This window comes from Crenobacter sp. CS_VA4 (assembly GCF_055597485.1).
This window is the reverse complement of record NZ_JBVMAE010000016.1, coordinates 23,179-37,189: the sequence shown is the minus strand read 5'-3', so window position 1 is coordinate 37,189 and position 14,011 is coordinate 23,179. Positions and strand designations below refer to the sequence as shown.

The 14,011-nt window shown below is 62.5% G+C and carries 18 protein-coding genes; 10 read left to right on the top strand and 8 right to left on the bottom strand.

The features are described 5' to 3' along the window. Nucleotides 1–119: 119 nt before the first annotated feature. From ugpB to ACZ2IA_RS15375, 7 genes are all read left to right on the top strand, one after another. On the top strand, nucleotides 120–1,448 hold the full coding sequence (ugpB, locus tag ACZ2IA_RS15405; RefSeq protein WP_470293472.1) for a sn-glycerol-3-phosphate ABC transporter substrate-binding protein UgpB: 1,329 nt from the start codon (nucleotides 120–122) through the stop codon (nucleotides 1,446–1,448). Nucleotides 1,449–1,515: 67 nt separating this feature from the next. Next, nucleotides 1,516–2,397: a sn-glycerol-3-phosphate ABC transporter permease UgpA gene (gene ugpA, locus ACZ2IA_RS15400; RefSeq protein WP_470293471.1), complete on the top strand. Its 882-nt coding sequence runs from the start codon at nucleotides 1,516–1,518 to the stop codon at nucleotides 2,395–2,397. After that, a complete protein-coding gene (ugpE, locus tag ACZ2IA_RS15395; protein WP_470293470.1) occupies nucleotides 2,397–3,236 on the top strand; it encodes a sn-glycerol-3-phosphate ABC transporter permease UgpE in 840 nt (279 codons plus the stop codon). Before ugpA ends, ugpE begins: the two co-directional genes overlap by 1 nt. A gap of 11 nt (nucleotides 3,237–3,247) precedes the next feature. Further along, nucleotides 3,248–4,363, top strand: coding sequence for a sn-glycerol-3-phosphate import ATP-binding protein UgpC (locus ACZ2IA_RS15390; protein WP_470293469.1), 1,116 nt, complete (start codon nucleotides 3,248–3,250; stop codon nucleotides 4,361–4,363). After that, on the top strand, nucleotides 4,323–5,084 hold the full coding sequence (gene ugpQ, locus ACZ2IA_RS15385) for a glycerophosphodiester phosphodiesterase (RefSeq protein WP_470293468.1): 762 nt from the start codon (nucleotides 4,323–4,325) through the stop codon (nucleotides 5,082–5,084). The genes ACZ2IA_RS15390 and ugpQ overlap by 41 nt, the downstream gene beginning before the upstream one ends. Nucleotides 5,085–5,205: 121 nt before the next feature. Beyond that, on the top strand, nucleotides 5,206–5,406 hold the full coding sequence (locus ACZ2IA_RS15380) for a hypothetical protein (RefSeq protein ID WP_470293467.1): 201 nt from the start codon (nucleotides 5,206–5,208) through the stop codon (nucleotides 5,404–5,406). Between the two features lie 126 nt (nucleotides 5,407–5,532). Beyond that, complete coding sequence (locus tag ACZ2IA_RS15375; RefSeq protein ID WP_470293466.1) at nucleotides 5,533–5,976, top strand: GNAT family N-acetyltransferase; 444 nt, start codon at nucleotides 5,533–5,535, stop codon at nucleotides 5,974–5,976. A gap of 4 nt (nucleotides 5,977–5,980) precedes the next feature. Here ACZ2IA_RS15375 and ACZ2IA_RS15370 read toward each other — a convergent pair whose 3' ends face one another. The 4 genes from ACZ2IA_RS15370 to ACZ2IA_RS15355 form a co-directional block, all read right to left on the bottom strand. Further along, nucleotides 5,981–6,454 (bottom strand): SRPBCC family protein, encoded by a 474-nt coding sequence (locus tag ACZ2IA_RS15370; RefSeq protein WP_470293465.1) that lies wholly within the window; start codon nucleotides 6,452–6,454, stop codon nucleotides 5,981–5,983. 24 nt (nucleotides 6,455–6,478) lie between these two features. After that, nucleotides 6,479–7,102: a DUF1571 domain-containing protein gene (locus ACZ2IA_RS15365; protein WP_470293464.1), complete on the bottom strand. Its 624-nt coding sequence runs from the start codon at nucleotides 7,100–7,102 to the stop codon at nucleotides 6,479–6,481. A 2-nt stretch (nucleotides 7,103–7,104) separates the two neighbouring features. Further along, entirely contained in the window at nucleotides 7,105–7,512 is a 408-nt protein-coding gene (locus tag ACZ2IA_RS15360) for a quinol oxidase (RefSeq protein WP_470293463.1), read from the bottom strand. Nucleotides 7,513–7,601: 89 nt separating this feature from the next. Continuing rightward, the gene (locus ACZ2IA_RS15355; RefSeq protein WP_470293462.1) at nucleotides 7,602–7,730 is read right to left on the bottom strand and encodes a hypothetical protein; all 129 of its coding nucleotides are present in this window, start codon (nucleotides 7,728–7,730) and stop codon (nucleotides 7,602–7,604) included. Between the two features lie 343 nt (nucleotides 7,731–8,073). Between ACZ2IA_RS15355 and ACZ2IA_RS15350 the strand changes: the two genes are divergently transcribed. Next, complete coding sequence (locus tag ACZ2IA_RS15350; protein ID WP_470293461.1) at nucleotides 8,074–8,352, top strand: hypothetical protein; 279 nt, start codon at nucleotides 8,074–8,076, stop codon at nucleotides 8,350–8,352. Nucleotides 8,353–8,390: 38 nt separating this feature from the next. On the opposite strand, the gene ACZ2IA_RS15345 is transcribed toward ACZ2IA_RS15350, so the two are convergent. From ACZ2IA_RS15345 to ACZ2IA_RS15330, 4 genes are all read right to left on the bottom strand, one after another. Further along, entirely contained in the window at nucleotides 8,391–8,522 is a 132-nt protein-coding gene (locus tag ACZ2IA_RS15345) for a hypothetical protein (RefSeq protein WP_470293460.1), read from the bottom strand. Nucleotides 8,523–8,544: 22 nt separating this feature from the next. Then, nucleotides 8,545–9,333 (bottom strand): anti-sigma factor family protein, encoded by a 789-nt coding sequence (locus ACZ2IA_RS15340; protein ID WP_470293459.1) that lies wholly within the window; start codon nucleotides 9,331–9,333, stop codon nucleotides 8,545–8,547. Then, nucleotides 9,330–9,860, bottom strand: a complete 531-nt coding sequence (locus ACZ2IA_RS15335) for a sigma-70 family RNA polymerase sigma factor (protein ID WP_470293458.1) — start codon at nucleotides 9,858–9,860, stop codon at nucleotides 9,330–9,332. Before ACZ2IA_RS15335 ends, ACZ2IA_RS15340 begins: the two co-directional genes overlap by 4 nt. Nucleotides 9,861–9,985: 125 nt before the next feature. Further along, nucleotides 9,986–10,345 (bottom strand): COG4315 family predicted lipoprotein, encoded by a 360-nt coding sequence (locus tag ACZ2IA_RS15330; RefSeq protein ID WP_470293457.1) that lies wholly within the window; start codon nucleotides 10,343–10,345, stop codon nucleotides 9,986–9,988. Nucleotides 10,346–11,393: 1,048 nt separating this feature from the next. Between ACZ2IA_RS15330 and ACZ2IA_RS15325 the strand changes: the two genes are divergently transcribed. Next, the gene (locus tag ACZ2IA_RS15325) at nucleotides 11,394–11,969 is read left to right on the top strand and encodes a zinc ribbon domain-containing protein (protein WP_470293456.1); all 576 of its coding nucleotides are present in this window, start codon (nucleotides 11,394–11,396) and stop codon (nucleotides 11,967–11,969) included. A gap of 629 nt (nucleotides 11,970–12,598) precedes the next feature. Next, complete coding sequence (locus ACZ2IA_RS15320; RefSeq protein ID WP_470293455.1) at nucleotides 12,599–13,987, top strand: tryptophanase; 1,389 nt, start codon at nucleotides 12,599–12,601, stop codon at nucleotides 13,985–13,987. The last annotated feature ends 24 nt before the right edge of the window (nucleotides 13,988–14,011 follow it).

Here is a 14,011-nt window from a genome sequence, read left to right as displayed (position 1 = left end):
TGGCAATGGCATGTCATCTCCTATTCATGTTCGGGTAACGGTTACGTAAATATTGTATTCAATAATCCGCAGCCTTAAACGCTTGCTTGTTTTTCCCGAACACCTCAAGGAGTTACCCGATGCGCCTTGCTTCCAACGGTCTTTTTCGCCGTGCAGCCGGCTTTGCCTCGCTGATGCTAGTGATGGGCTCTGCCCACGCCGCCACCGAAATCCAATTCTGGCATTCCATGGACGGCCCGCTAGGCGACCGTGTGAACGCCATTGCCAACAAGTTCAACGCCTCGCAGAAAGACTACAAGGTTGTTCCGGTGTTCAAGGGCAACTACGACGAGTCGCTGGCCGCCGCCATTGCCGCCTTCCGCAGCGGCAATGCGCCGGACATCGTGCAGGTGTACGAAGTGGGCACCGCCACCATGATGCAGGCGAAGAATGCCATCAAGCCGGTGTACCAGCTGATGGCCGAAACCGGCGAAAAGCTGGACGAAAAAGCCTTCATCCCGGCCGTAGCGGGCTACTATTCCGACGCCAAGACCGGCCACCTGATTTCCATGCCGTTCAACAGCTCGACCCCGGTGCTGTACTACAACAAGGACGCCTTCAAGAAGGCCGGCCTGAACCCAGACGTGCCACCGAAAACCTGGCAGGACGTGGCCAATGCCGCCGCCAAACTGAAAGCCGCCGGCCTGAGCTGCGGCTACACCACCGGCTGGCAGGGCTGGGTGCTGCTGGAGAACTTCAGCACCTGGCACAACCTGCCGTACGCCAGCAAGGACAACGGCTTTGGTGGCACCAATGCGGTACTGGAGCTGAACAGCCCGGCCCACGTGCGCCATATCGAATTCCTCGCCAAGATGGCCAAGGACGGCACCTTTACCTACGCCGGCCGCAAGGACGAGGCCACGCCGAAGTTCTATAGCGGCGACTGCGGCATCATGACCGGCAGCTCCGGCTCGCTCGCCGCCATCCGCAAGAATGCCAAGTTCAACTTCGGCATGGGCATGATGCCTTATTACGCCGATGTGAAGGGCGCGCCGCAAAACGCCATCATCGGCGGTGCAAGTCTGTGGGTGATGGGCGGCAAGAAAGCCGACGAGTACAAGGGCGTGGCCAAGTTCCTGAAGCTGGTTTCCAGCGAGGAAGTGGCGGCTGATTGGCACCAGCAGACCGGTTACCTGCCGGTGACGACCGCCGCCTACGAGCTGACCCGCCAACAGGGCTTCTATGCCAAGAACCCAGGCGCGGAAATCCCGGCCAAGCAGATGATGAACAAGCCGCCGAAGTCCTACACCCGCGGTCTGCGTCTGGGCTACATGCCGCAGATCCGTACCGTGGTGGACGAAGAACTGGAAAGCGTGTGGAGCGGCAAGAAGCCGGCCAAAGTGGCGCTGGACGCGATCGACAAGCGCGGCGATGAGCTGCTGCGCCGCTTCGAGAAGTCGGCCAAATAAGCGACTAGCCCTAAACGGGCAGGGCCTGTGCCCCTGCCCGTTTTCTTATTTCTCCTCCGGAATTGTCATGCGCAACCGAATCCATTTTCCCGGGTGGTGGCTGGCCATGCTGCTGATGGCGCCACAGCTGGCCATTACCCTGATCTTCTTCGTCTGGCCGGCCGGGCAAGCGCTGTGGCAGTCCACTCAGGCGCAAGACCCGTTTGGGCTGGCGAGCCAGTTTGTCGGGCTGGACAACTTTGTCACCCTGCTCAACGACCCGCTCTATCTCGAGACCATCCAGACCACGCTGCTGTTCAGCGGGCTGGTGACCCTCTTGGGGATGGGCTCGGCGCTGATCCTGGCGGTGATGGCCAACCAGATCACCCGGGGCAAGCGCCTCTACCAGACCATCCTGATTGCGCCCTATGCCATTGCGCCGTCGATTGTCGCGGTGCTGTGGTTGTTCCTGTTCAACCCGAGCATGGGCTGGGTGAGTTATGTGCTCAAGCTGTTGGGCTATGAATGGAACCATGCCCTCTACGGTGGGCAGGCATTGCTGCTGGTGGTGCTGGCTTCGGCCTGGAAACAGATCAGCTACAACTTCCTGTTTTTCTACGCCGGCCTGCAGGCGATTCCGCAGTCGCTGATGGAAGCCGCGGCGATCGATGGCGCCGGCCCGCTGCGCCGTTTCCGCGACCTGGTGTTCCCCTTGTTGTCACCGACCAGCTTTTTCCTGTTGGTGGTCAATCTGGTCTACGCCTTCTTCGACACCTTTGCCATTGTTGATGCTGCCACCAGCGGTGGGCCGGGCAAGTCGACCGAGACGCTGATCCTCAAGGTGTATCAGGAAGGCTTCAAGGGGCTGGATCTGGGCAGCTCAGCCGCCCAGTCGGTGGTGCTGATGGTGATTGTCGGTGTGTTCACCGTCATCCAGTTCCGCTACGTGGAAAGAAAGGTGCAGTACTGATGGTTGAAGACCGTAAGGGGCTGAATGCCTTCTGTCACGCCATGCTGATGGCCGGCCTGTTGGTGGTGGCGTTTCCGCTCTATCTGATGTTTGTCGCCGCCACCCAGAGCGAACAACAGGTGCTGAGCGTGCCATTGTCCTTGATGCCCGGCACGCATCTCTGGGAAAACCTGCTCACCGTGCTGACCACCAACAGCGGCGGACTGGCCACGCCGTTGGCACAAACGCTAGTCAACAGCTTCGTGATGGCCATGGTGATTGCGGTAGGCAAGATCGTCATCTCGCTGATGTCGGCCTACGCGATTGTTTACTTCCGCTTCCCGCTGCGACAAGTGGGTTTCTGGCTGATTTTTGCCACGCTGATGCTGCCGGTGGAAGTGCGCATTTTCCCGACGGTGGAGGTGGTGACCCGCATGGGGCTGGTCAATACCTATGCTGGCCTGACACTGCCGCTGATCGCCTCGGCGACCGCCACCTTCCTATTCCGTCAGTTCTTTATGACCCTGCCCAACGAGCTGATTGAAGCGGCACGGGTGGACGGCGCCGGGCCGTTGCGTTTCTTGCTGGATATTGTGCTGCCTCTGTCCAGAACCAATATCGCGGCGCTGTTTGTCATTACCTTCATCTACGGCTGGAACCAGTACCTGTGGCCACTCTTGGTCACCCACGACCCCGCCATGTCGACGGCCGTCATCGCCATCAAGGGGATGTTGGGCGAAGGCGCCATCAAGTGGCATCTGGTCATGGCCACCGCCCTGTTGACCCTGCTGCCGCCCTTGCTGGTGGTTATCGGCATGCAGCGCTGGTTCGTCAAGGGCCTAGTCGATCACGAAAAGTAATTGGATTCATCATGGCAAAACTTACCTTACGCTCCATTGGCAAACAGTACACCGGCTCCAACCCGCGGATTCTCGATGATATTTCGGTGGACATCGCCGACGGCGAATTCGCAGTCATCGTCGGCCCGTCCGGCTGCGGCAAGTCCACCTTGTTGCGCATGGTGGCCGGGCTGGAGAGTACCGAAGAAGGCGAGATCCTGGTTGGCGAACGCATCGTCAACAGGCTGGAGCCCAAGGATCGCGATATCGCGATGGTCTTCCAGAACTACGCGCTCTATCCGCACATGAGTGTGGCCGAGAACATGAGTTATGGGCTGAAAATCCGCGGCATGCCGCGCGCGGAGATTACCGAACGCGTGGCCAAAGTGGCTGAGATCCTGGAGCTGGGCCATCTGCTGCAACGCAAGCCGCGCGAGCTGTCCGGTGGCCAGCGTCAGCGCGTGGCGATGGGGCGCGCCATCGTGCGCGAGCCTTCGGTGTTCCTGTTCGATGAGCCGCTGTCCAACCTGGACGCCAAGCTGCGCGGTCAGATGCGGCTGGAAATCCAGCGCCTGCACCGTCGCTTGCATACCACCAGTCTGTACGTGACGCACGATCAGGTCGAGGCGATGACGCTGGCCGACCGGGTCATCGTGTTGAACAAGGGGCGTATCGAACAGTTGGGCACGCCTAATGAGATTTACGACTTCCCCGCGTCCACCTTTGTGGCTGGCTTCATGGGCGCCCCTCCGATGAACCTATTTGATGGTCATGTCGATGCCAGCGGCTCCGCCGTGCAAATCGGGTGGGACAGGCTGTTGCCGCTGCCGAGCAAGCGGATGGAACTGGCGAACAAGGGGGTGCGGGTGGGCATTCGCCCCGAGCATCTGGTGATAGCCAGCCCCTCTTCGGCCAACTTTGTCATGCAGGTGGAAAGCACCGAAATGCTGGGGGCCGACAACTATGTTTATGGCTCGGTGGCAGGACAGAGCATGGTCGCCCGCCTGCCGCACGCTCATCGTCCTGAGGTCGGTAGCTGTCTGGCGCTGAGCGTGGCCGCATCGTCCCTGCATCTCTTTGATGCCGAAACAGAAAGGAGAATCGCATATGCCGAACGCGCCGAAGCCTGTGAAGTGGCCCTATCCTGAGGTCGTCGCCCACCGTGGCGGCGGTACGCAGGCGCCGGAAAACACGCTGGCCGGTTTCCGCGCAGGTATCGAATACGGCTATCGCGGTGCAGAGTGCGACGTGAAACTGTCTGCCGACGACGTCTGCTTTCTGTTGCACGACGACACGGTGGACCGTACCACCAACGGCCAAGGTGCGGCAGCCACCCTGGACATGGCCAGTTTGGCCGAACTCGACGCCGGCACCTGGAAGGGCGCGGCATTTGCCGGTGAGCCGTTGCCCACGCTCGCCAACATCGCCGCTTACTGCCTGGCGCAGGGCATGCTGCTCAATATCGAGATCAAGCCCTGCCCCGGGCGAGAGCAAGAAACGGGCCGTCTGGTGGCGCAAGAGGCCGCACGGTTGTGGGCGGCGAGCCCGGTGCCGCCGCTCTTGTCGTCGTTTTCCGCCGAGTCACTGCACGCATCGAAAGAAGCCGTTCCGGGATTGCCCCGTGCATGGCTCACCGATACCGTGCCGGACAACTGGTTGGAGGTGCTTCAGGCGCTCGACTGCATTGCATTGCATTGTAACCACCGTGATCTCACGCAAGGTCAGGTTGACGCCATCAAGTCTGCCGGGTACAGCCTACTGTGTTACACGGTAAACGATGTGCCAACGGCAAGACGGCTGCGCGAGTGGGGTGTGGATTGCATCTGTACCGACCGCATCGATCTCTTGCCGGTACGCTTGAGGGTTTAGTTGCGGGGGCGCCTTGAGGGAAGCCGTTTGCCCCCCTAGCTGGGTCAAACCGGCAACCGCCACCAAAGCCCATCTGCCGAACTCCTATCATGAGAGTATCCATGGCGATAAGGAGCGCATCATGGTCAAATTCGTCGCAATCCCCGGCACTACCGCCTATGTGAACCCGGCGCAGGTGACCAAGGTCGAGTTGAGCAGCCCGTCGCCCGGCGGCTCGCCGCAGACCACGGTCTATCTCGCGGACTGCACCACCGTGTCCACCGGAATGAGCGTCAAGGAAGTGATCACACTGCTCGAAAACGAGCAGCCGTCGCACTGGTAACGCTCGCGCCATTCCGTCCCGGCGGCGCCTCACCGCTCTGCGCTATACTCGGACGTTTGCCTTCGGCCATGCCCGGCTTGCTCGGCTATGCGTCGTTCGGCCAACCTCGCCCGCCGCCCTGACACCATGATTCGTACCCCTACCGTCGCCGAGTTGCCCCAGGTCTTCGCCATCGAACAAGAAGTGTTCCAGTACGCCGTCTACCCGGCGTTCTTCTTCCGCCAGGCGCTCGACCTGTGGAGCGACTGGTTGCTGATCGACGACGACGGCGAGAACGGCTTTGCCGGCTACGCGCTCGGCACGCCGGCGCTGGACGGCAACGAGGCCTGGCTGCTGTCGCTGGCGGTACGTGCCAGCCATCGCGGCCGCGGCGTCGGCGAGCGGCTGACCCGCGCGCTGCTCGACGCGCTGCGCCGGCGCGGCTGCCGGGCCGCGCTATTGACCGTCGACCCGGCCAACGCCGGCGCGGTCCGGCTGTATCAAAAACTGGGGTTTGCGATAGCGCGGGAAGAGGCCGACTACTTCGGCCCGGGCGAACCGCGGCTGGTGATGCGCGCGCTGCTGGGCTGAGCCGCTAGCGGATCTCCACCCGCTGGGCGTTGAGCAGCCGTGCCAACCCCAAGCCGCCGGCGCGCATCACCGCGTCGTGGTTCCAGCGGAACAGCGGTCGGGCGATCGGCGCCAGCCAGTTCATCCAGTGCTTGCCGGTCTGCACCTGCCAGTCGTAGCGCACCACGGTCAGCTCGCCGTCGCGGGAGAACTGCCAGCAGCCGCGGCCGTCGAGTTCGCCGCAAGCGATCCCCTCCAGCGCCACCAACCGCTCGATCCGGGTCACCCGCATGTCGAAACTCAGCCGGTACGGCAGCACGCTTTTCCAGGTGTAGCGGTGCACCGCGCCGACGCCGCCGTCGTCGCCCGGGGACAGCTCGAGCACCTGTTCGACCCCCGGCCACCAGGCCGGCCAACGATCCGAGTGGTAGATCGCCTCCCACACCGCGTCGAGCGGTGCCTCTACCCGCCACCAGGTCGTCAAGCGGTATTCAGCCATCCTGCCACCTCCTGTACCGCAAGTTCAGGGCTTGAAGAAGCCGTCGGGAAACGGCTCGTCGAGCACCACGTCGTCCATCAGCACGGTTTCCAGCCGGCTGTCGTGCAGGTCGTAGCTGACCACTTTGACCGGAAACAGCACCCTTTCGGCCAACCAGACTTGGTAGCGGTGCACCCCGGCCACGGTCCGACCGGGCGCGCCGGTGACGACCAGCTGCGAGGCTTGCCAGCGACCGACCCGCTCGCCGCCGACCTCGCTGATACGGCCGCCGCCCGCCAGTGCCTGCAGATTGGCGAGCAGCGCGCCGGCGTCGGAGCGGTCGACCCGGTGGTCGTGCGCGCCGCGGATCAGCGGGTTGTCCGGCGCCAGCGTCAGCACCGGCAGCGTACCCAGGCCGAACGGCCAGAGCCGGGCCTTGCGGGTGGTCGGGTCGTAGATCAGCACCGCGCCGGCGTGCGGCGTGACAAACTCCATCCGCACCAGCCCCGGCGCGCGATAGTAGTAGCGCACCACCTGCAGCGCGCCGTTGCCGGCGGTGGATCGAACGGTCACCCGGTAGCTCACGAGCGCGGCGAACTGCTGCTGCGCCGCCGCGATCGGGTTGGCCGAACCGGCCAGCATCGCCACCGCCAGCACGCTGCCGAACATGGCTACTCCACCACGTCCAGGTAGCCGCTCATGCCCTTTTCGCGGTGGCTCTTGAAAAACAGCAGCTTGTTCGCGCAATAGAACGGGTGCTCGCCGACCTGCTTCGGGGTAAAGGTCACGATCTTGGCCGTGCCGCCCAGCTTCAGCTCGACGACCTTGCGTCCCTCGGGCGTTTCCAGCACGAAGCTGTGCGGGATCAGCCCCGGTTCGAGGCGGACCGACAACTCCACCGGCACATTGACCCGAACGATGATGTGGTTGGGCTTGAAGAAATAGCTGCCGCCGACAATCGCGATGCGCTGCACCCCGTCCGGGTCGGGGGTGGCTCGATACCGCACCTCCTCGCCGGACGCGGACAGGCCGGCGGCGGCCGTGACCACCGCCAGCAGCATCATGACCGGTATGCGCATCGCACCTCCTCGGCTATAGCCTGTTAGGAACCCGCTCACCAGCCGCACCGGCCGTAACAGGCCCTGGCATCCACGTCATTGGGGACAACTCAATAACCGCCACCGCCGTGATACGGCGGGGCTCCCCCTCCCGACGTACCGCCGTCGTTCGCGCAACCGCCGAACAGGCCGGCGACGATCAGCGCCAGCACTACCAGCCAGCCTCGTCTTTGTTTCATCGTGCACCTCCTGATTTCTGCCGCCAGAGCAGCTGAAATGCGCTTCCGTCATAAGATTCGCCGCGATGCCGAGCAAACGCCGGCCAAGCGGCCGCGGCGACCGCATGGCGAAGGCCATCCGGTCACGGCGCCTCAGATTTGTTAGCGAATCAAGCGGTCGCGACCATGAAAATCAATCATTCCACTTCACAATCCTGTGACATCGATGCAAAATAAATATCCAAAATTCATAAAATATCGTCTACGCTAGCCCGTGACCGCCACGTGCACCCGACTCAGAGTCGAACTGCCCGGTCGTCACGCTTACCCCACCCCCCCTGAAACCGGCACTGTGGAGAGAACCATGCTGATCCGACGCTTCTACCAATTGTCCCTGCCGCTACGCCGCGCCGGGCGGGCGGTGATGCGTGGCGTGACCGGGCGGTGCCGCCCCGCCTCGCGTCAGCCGCCGTCGCCCGCCACACCGGACGAGGGACCACTGGGCCGCTCGCCGTGGTGGCCGGAGCAAGCGGACGGCGACAAGGCCACGACGAGCACCCCGTCCCCGGTCATGGTGGAGCGGCAATGGTTCAGCTATCTGCAGCGCGGCAGCGCCCCCGCGTCGTCACACGACCGCTGCTAGCGCGACCGTCCCCGGGCCATGCCGGGATGGCCCGACGCTCAATAGCCACTGCCACTGTTGTGATACGACGGGGCATTGTTCGGCTTGTCATCATCGCCCGACGAGCACCCCGCCACGGCCAGCGCCATCGCCAGCAGAAGCAGCCCTATCAGCCAACGTAAGCGTTTCATCAGAACCTCCCGCACCGGGCAATCAGCCGACCCACGAGTCGGCGTGCCCACCCAGCGCGTTACAGGTGTCGACCGCGATCATGCGCAGCCGCGCTTCGTCCCCTCGCCCCGATAAGGCGTAGCCCATGCCGCGACTGGCCCAGTAGATGGTGCGACGTCCGTCGCTGTGCACGGTCCCGAAGGACAACTCGCGGTTGGCAAACACGGTGACGTACAGCGTCACGCGGTCCCCCGTTGCGTTTTGGTACATGAACTGCGCCGCCGGGCCGGACTCGCCAGGCAGCAAGCGCCCGCCGACCAGCTCATAGCCGTACTCCTGTAGCGATGGCACGGTCAGCGGCCGGTTCAGCCGTTTGGACAGCCAGCTGACCAGGTGCGCCTGGTCGGCGGCCCCCACCTCGACCGGGTGGCGGGACTCGGGGACATACACGACATACGCCATGTCGGCCCGTTGCGCGAAGGCCGGCTTGTCCGCACCGAACGGCAGTTGCCCTTGCCCCAGCAACAGGCCGAACACGGCACCGACCAGCAGACAGCTCAGTGCGGCAACGCCGATGCGCCACCACGGCATCCGCCGCTGCACGAACAGGCTGGGCATGGTGGCCGGCTTCGGGAACAAGGCCTGCAGCGCCGCCTTCTGCGCCCGGTAATGGGCGACCCGGCGAGCCGCTTCCGGATCGGCCACCAGACGCGCCAGCACCGCGGCCCGCTCTGTCGCCGACAGCTCCCCGTCGACCAGCGAGGACAACAGCCGCTGCTCGTCGCCCGGTTCGGGCGCCGCATTATTGACGAAGTCTTGGCGATCGTTCATGGCCATTTCTTCACGACGGTCAGGGTAGCCCGCACCGGCACTGCCTCGCGGTCAACCCCTTCGTCCAGCAATATCCGCATCCGCTCCCTGGCGCGGGACAGGCGCGACATCACGGTGCCGATCGGCACCCTCAGCACTGCCGCGGCTTCCTGGTAGCTGAGCTCCTCCAGGCCGACCAGCAGCAGCACCTCCCTTTGTTCCACCGGCAGCCGGTACAAGGCCCGCTGCACATCCTCCAGTTCCAGCCCGTCGACCTCGCCACTCGGCGCCGCCATGCTCTGCCACGGAGCGGTCTCGTCGTCGACGGCAATCTCGCGCCGCGCGCGCAATTGATCGATAAAACGGTGGCGCAGCAGGGTCAACAGCCAGGCGTGCAGATTGCTATTGGCCCGCCAGCGCCACTTGTTCAGCGCACACTCCAAGGTGTCCTGCACCAGATCGTCGGCCCAGGCCGGGTCGCCGGTCAGCGCCCGGGCGTAGCGCCGCAATTGCGGCAACCAGACAAGCAAATCGGACTCGAAGCTCATGCCTGTGGCCCAGTGCCCCCAGAGTGTGTGCCGTCCCCGGTGCTGGCCGCCTGGTCGGCTCGCGACGCCACGCCACGCCACGCCACGCCACGCCACGCCACGCCAGGGACAGTTACCGCTCTTAACTATGGTTTGGCCACATGCCACATGCCGGCAAATCCATCTCCGCCGGCGTCGCCCGGTTTCTTGTCCATAGCCCAGCGATATAGCGGTTGGCCCTTATAGGCCCACTGCTGCTTGCCATCATCACGCTTCACCAGGCTCCAACTGCCACTGGCCTTGTCGTAGGAATCGGCGATCGCAGGCGGCCACTTGCTGGCACAGCCGGCGTCGCAGTTGCTCTTGCCCGCCGTGTCTTTCGCAAAGGTGTAGAGCGTCATCTGGTGTTCATCGACCAGTCGGCCGCTCATGACCTTCGGCGCTTCAGCCAACGTCGGCAAGGCCACGCCGGCACCCAACACCAGCCACAATAGGGACGATCTCATCGGAGTCCTCCTTCGGTTTGCTCCCCGCCCTCCCGCTGGGAGCACGGGGCCATGCAGACTAAACGGATCAGCGCACCGGTTTATTCCGCCCCGCAGGAAAATTTTTCACGACGTATCGCCGCAACGTTCTTCGGCCAACGTCTTTAACATTAGCAGATTCAAATCGCACACTTCGGTTAACCATTTATTAGGTTTCGATTAGTTTCATGGTTTATTATCTATTATCTGTCGCTACTGTCTTGGGTAGCTAAAATCCTGCAAGTTGCAAGGCCACTGCAGTAATGGCCATCGGGGCTGAGCAAAAAGTAAAGCAGTGTCAAATTTGAGACACTTCCGCCGTTTGCCACCTGCCATCTACCGCTTACCGCCTACCCTATTATCATTGCTGGTTCTGGTCTAGCATTTTATTTAAGTGAGTCCGTCAAAATCTGCGCTATCACAGCAAAGCGGCTTACCCGTTGGGTGGCTAATCTCGCCGCCCTGCTCACTAATTCTGTACCCAGAGTCGAAAACGCTATTGATATCGCATTGGATACTATCGAAAAGATTCTTAAAAGACCGGCATACATTACTGGTGACTTATGGGGCTATTTTAACTTCATCAGGAAGATGCACGGACAAACCTGCTTGGCGGCTATTGTGCCTTACTCAATATTTAGAGCGCTACACAATGGGTTACTGTGAACTAAAAGATCGAGAACATTGATCAGAGCCGTGATTTGCAAATATTTAGACTACGACGCAAACAAATCCGTTAAGCAATCGGAACCGAACCAAGATCTGCTAACAAAAATGGCGCAGCGTCCCGGGCGGAGCGTATTGCCGCAGACAGTACAGGCAGTACGGCAAGTACAGTACAACAACGCCAAGGGATTTTTGTTAACGGCTCTCAATCTTGAACGCGAAGAATATTAAAGTGGAAAGTGGCAGCAATACTTATTAGGTAGTCTATCCGTGAACTAGGACACCTTGTAAGCAGACGAAGTCCGTTTGCAAAGCACCGTTTCGTCCAGCATTGGGGGATCCCTTTAGGAGAGGAGACCATGCCATGTACTGCATTTACTGTGGAACTAAGCTTGCCGATACGGTGCGTTTCTGTAGCTCATGTGGCATGAGGCTCGCTAAAAATGACAGGCCCATGCCTCGGAATGGGTACGCGCACTTAGTGCGGGAGACACTCTTAGAGCGGGAGGCACCCACTGACCGCCAAATTGACGCGCAAGAGCTGACAAAGCCGTTGCATAGTGAGGTGGGGGCCACTGCCGATGTGCGCTATCTGTCTCACGGCCTTGAAGTGAACACGGGCGGGCTTGACCAAGCGCAAACGGATTTCACCGCGTTTGCTCTAAAGCATGCCAAACTGGCCCGTCGCTATCAAGTGGCTTCCGACTGTTGGCTTCCTCAGTGGGTGCGGGTGCACATCGACTCGGGGGGTAACCCTGAAGAGCTTATCCAGAAACTTATTGATCACATTCGTCACGACCCGGACGAAACCTCGCTAGAGGAAGTGCAAATCGCCTTAATTGAGCTGAGTCGAAGCAGTGAAGGCACCGCGCTGATACACCAGCAGATTACGCGGGAGCTACTGAAAGAGATCGCCCGCTTGGGGGACGGCGAAAGATAAAATACCGCTAGCGTTTTCCGGGTTTCTTTTTTCGGGCGACAATCGTTCGGGATGCGACAGGAGACCTCTAAAAACCGTCGCGAGCGCTCCGCAGGCGAGGCGGACGGAGCACAGGAACCGGAATGGACTCGATGTCCATGAGGATTCCTGATCGCTGGGCGTATCACAGATACGCACGCCGACCGCCCAACGAAGCATCCGGAACGCGCAGCAGGTTTTTAGAGGTTCCCGCCCTCCTATTGCACCCCCACTCTTCGTACAATCAGCTAGGACATCCTGCTTTCTGTCCCCTATTTCCCGACGCAGCGCTTGTGTTCCGGCGCGCCCGGCACTACCGTAGGGGGACTGGCTCTGCCAGCTCCCGCCTGCCGGTTGTGACCGGCGGCGTCCCGAACGATGTACCGGACAGACACCATGGCTACCCTGCCCCTGCGCATGCAGACCGGTCATCCCGACACGGTACTGCCTCAAAGCTGGTTCACCCTCGACGTCATCCTCGCCGACGACTTTCCGCGCGCCTGAGTCCTCGCGGCCCCCGCCGCCCGCTTCCTGACTTTTCTTTGAGCAATCCGGCCATCGCCGGGGTTGACGCACGCCCGTCCCCCGCTTTCGGCCGCAAGGAGCACGCGATGACCCGACGCATTCCCGAACCGTTCCGCATCAAGATGGTGGAACCGATCAAGCAGACCACCTTCGACGAGCGCCGCGCCGCGCTCGAGGCTGCCGGCTGGAACCCGTTCCTGCTGCGCGCCGACGACGTCTATATCGACCTGTTGACCGACAGCGGCACCGGCGCGATGAGCGACCGGCAATGGGCCGGGCTGATGACCGGCGACGAGGCCTATGCCGGCAGCCGCAGCTTCTACCGGCTCGCCGACACGGTGAACGAACTGTTCGGCTACCCGTACACCATCCCCACCCACCAGGGCCGCGGCGCCGAGCAGATCCTGTTTCCCGAGCTGGTGAAGCGGGTGAAGGGCAAGCAGCCGGTGTTCCTGTCGAACTATCACTTCGACACCACCAAGGCGCACGTCGAGTTGGCCGGCGCGCAGGCGATCAACCTGCTCACCCCCGACGCGTTCGAGACCACCCGCGCCCACCCGTGGAAGGGAAACTTCGACCTCGCCAGGTTGGCCGAAGCGCTGGCGCAGCACACTGGCAACGTCGCCGCGGTGATCGCCACCGTCACCTGCAACAGCGCCGGCGGCCAGCCGATGGCGATGGACAATCTGCGCGCCGCGAGCGACTTGGCGCGCCGCCACGGCGTGCCGCTGGTGCTCGACGCCGCCCGCTTCGCCGAGAACGCCTGGTTCATCCGCGAACGCGACCCGGCTTATCGCGACCTGCCACTGACCGCCATCGTGCGCGAGATGTTCGGCTACGCCGATATGTTCACCATGTCGGCGAAGAAGGACGGCCTGGTGAACATCGGCGGGCTGTGCTGCTTCCGTGACGACGAGGCGCTGTTCCACGCGGTGCAGGTGCGCTGCGTGCCGATGGAGGGGTTCATCACCTATGGGGGACTGGCCGGCCGCGACATGGAGGCGCTGGCGATCGGCTTGAAGGAAGGGCTGGACGCCGATTACCTGGCCTACCGGATCGGCCAGGTGGCGTATCTGGGTGAAAGGTTAGCCGAAGCCGGCATCCCGATCCAGACGCCGACCGGCGGCCACGCGGTGTTCGTCGACGCGCGCCAACTGCTGCCGCAGATCCCGCCCGAGCAGTTCCCGGCGCATGCGCTCGCCTGCGAGCTGTATCTGGAAGGTGGGGTGCGCGCGGTCGAGATCGGCTCGCTGCTGCTCGGCCGCGACCCGGCCAGCGGCCGCCAGGAGCCGTCGCCGTTCGAGCTCTTGCGCCTGACCATCCCACGCCGGGTCTACACCAACGACCACATGGACTACATCGCCGACTGCCTGGTGGCGGTGAAACAGCGCGCCGGCACTATCCGCGGCCTGAGTTTCAGCTACGAGCCGCCGCTGTTGCGCCACTTCACCGCCCGGCTGAAACCGTTGATCTAGATAGCCATCGCGGTTCGGCCAACG

Coding starts and splice junctions, on each gene's coding strand:
- ACZ2IA_RS15345 (WP_470293460.1), bottom strand. CDS start 8,522: ATGAAACGCTTACGTTGGCTGATAGGGCTGCTTCTGCTGGCGATGGCG.
- ACZ2IA_RS15365 (WP_470293464.1), bottom strand. CDS start 7,102: ATGTTCGGCAGCGTGCTGGCGGTGGCGATGCTGGCCGGTTCGGCCAAC.
- ACZ2IA_RS15355 (WP_470293462.1), bottom strand. CDS start 7,730: ATGAAACAAAGACGAGGCTGGCTGGTAGTGCTGGCGCTGATCGTCGCC.
- ACZ2IA_RS15360 (WP_470293463.1), bottom strand. CDS start 7,512: ATGCGCATACCGGTCATGATGCTGCTGGCGGTGGTCACGGCCGCCGCC.
- ACZ2IA_RS15340 (WP_470293459.1), bottom strand. CDS start 9,333: ATGAACGATCGCCAAGACTTCGTCAATAATGCGGCGCCCGAACCGGGC.
- ACZ2IA_RS15375 (WP_470293466.1), top strand. CDS start 5,533: ATGATTCGTACCCCTACCGTCGCCGAGTTGCCCCAGGTCTTCGCCATC.
- ACZ2IA_RS15350 (WP_470293461.1), top strand. CDS start 8,074: ATGCTGATCCGACGCTTCTACCAATTGTCCCTGCCGCTACGCCGCGCC.
- ugpB (WP_470293472.1), top strand. CDS start 120: ATGCGCCTTGCTTCCAACGGTCTTTTTCGCCGTGCAGCCGGCTTTGCC.
- ugpQ (WP_470293468.1), top strand. CDS start 4,323: ATGCCGAACGCGCCGAAGCCTGTGAAGTGGCCCTATCCTGAGGTCGTC.
- ACZ2IA_RS15335 (WP_470293458.1), bottom strand. CDS start 9,860: ATGAGCTTCGAGTCCGATTTGCTTGTCTGGTTGCCGCAATTGCGGCGC.
- ACZ2IA_RS15325 (WP_470293456.1), top strand. CDS start 11,394: ATGTACTGCATTTACTGTGGAACTAAGCTTGCCGATACGGTGCGTTTC.
- ACZ2IA_RS15330 (WP_470293457.1), bottom strand. CDS start 10,345: ATGAGATCGTCCCTATTGTGGCTGGTGTTGGGTGCCGGCGTGGCCTTG.
- ugpA (WP_470293471.1), top strand. CDS start 1,516: ATGCGCAACCGAATCCATTTTCCCGGGTGGTGGCTGGCCATGCTGCTG.
- ugpE (WP_470293470.1), top strand. CDS start 2,397: ATGGTTGAAGACCGTAAGGGGCTGAATGCCTTCTGTCACGCCATGCTG.
- ACZ2IA_RS15380 (WP_470293467.1), top strand. CDS start 5,206: ATGGTCAAATTCGTCGCAATCCCCGGCACTACCGCCTATGTGAACCCG.
- ACZ2IA_RS15370 (WP_470293465.1), bottom strand. CDS start 6,454: ATGGCTGAATACCGCTTGACGACCTGGTGGCGGGTAGAGGCACCGCTC.
- ACZ2IA_RS15320 (WP_470293455.1), top strand. CDS start 12,599: ATGACCCGACGCATTCCCGAACCGTTCCGCATCAAGATGGTGGAACCG.
- ACZ2IA_RS15390 (WP_470293469.1), top strand. CDS start 3,248: ATGGCAAAACTTACCTTACGCTCCATTGGCAAACAGTACACCGGCTCC.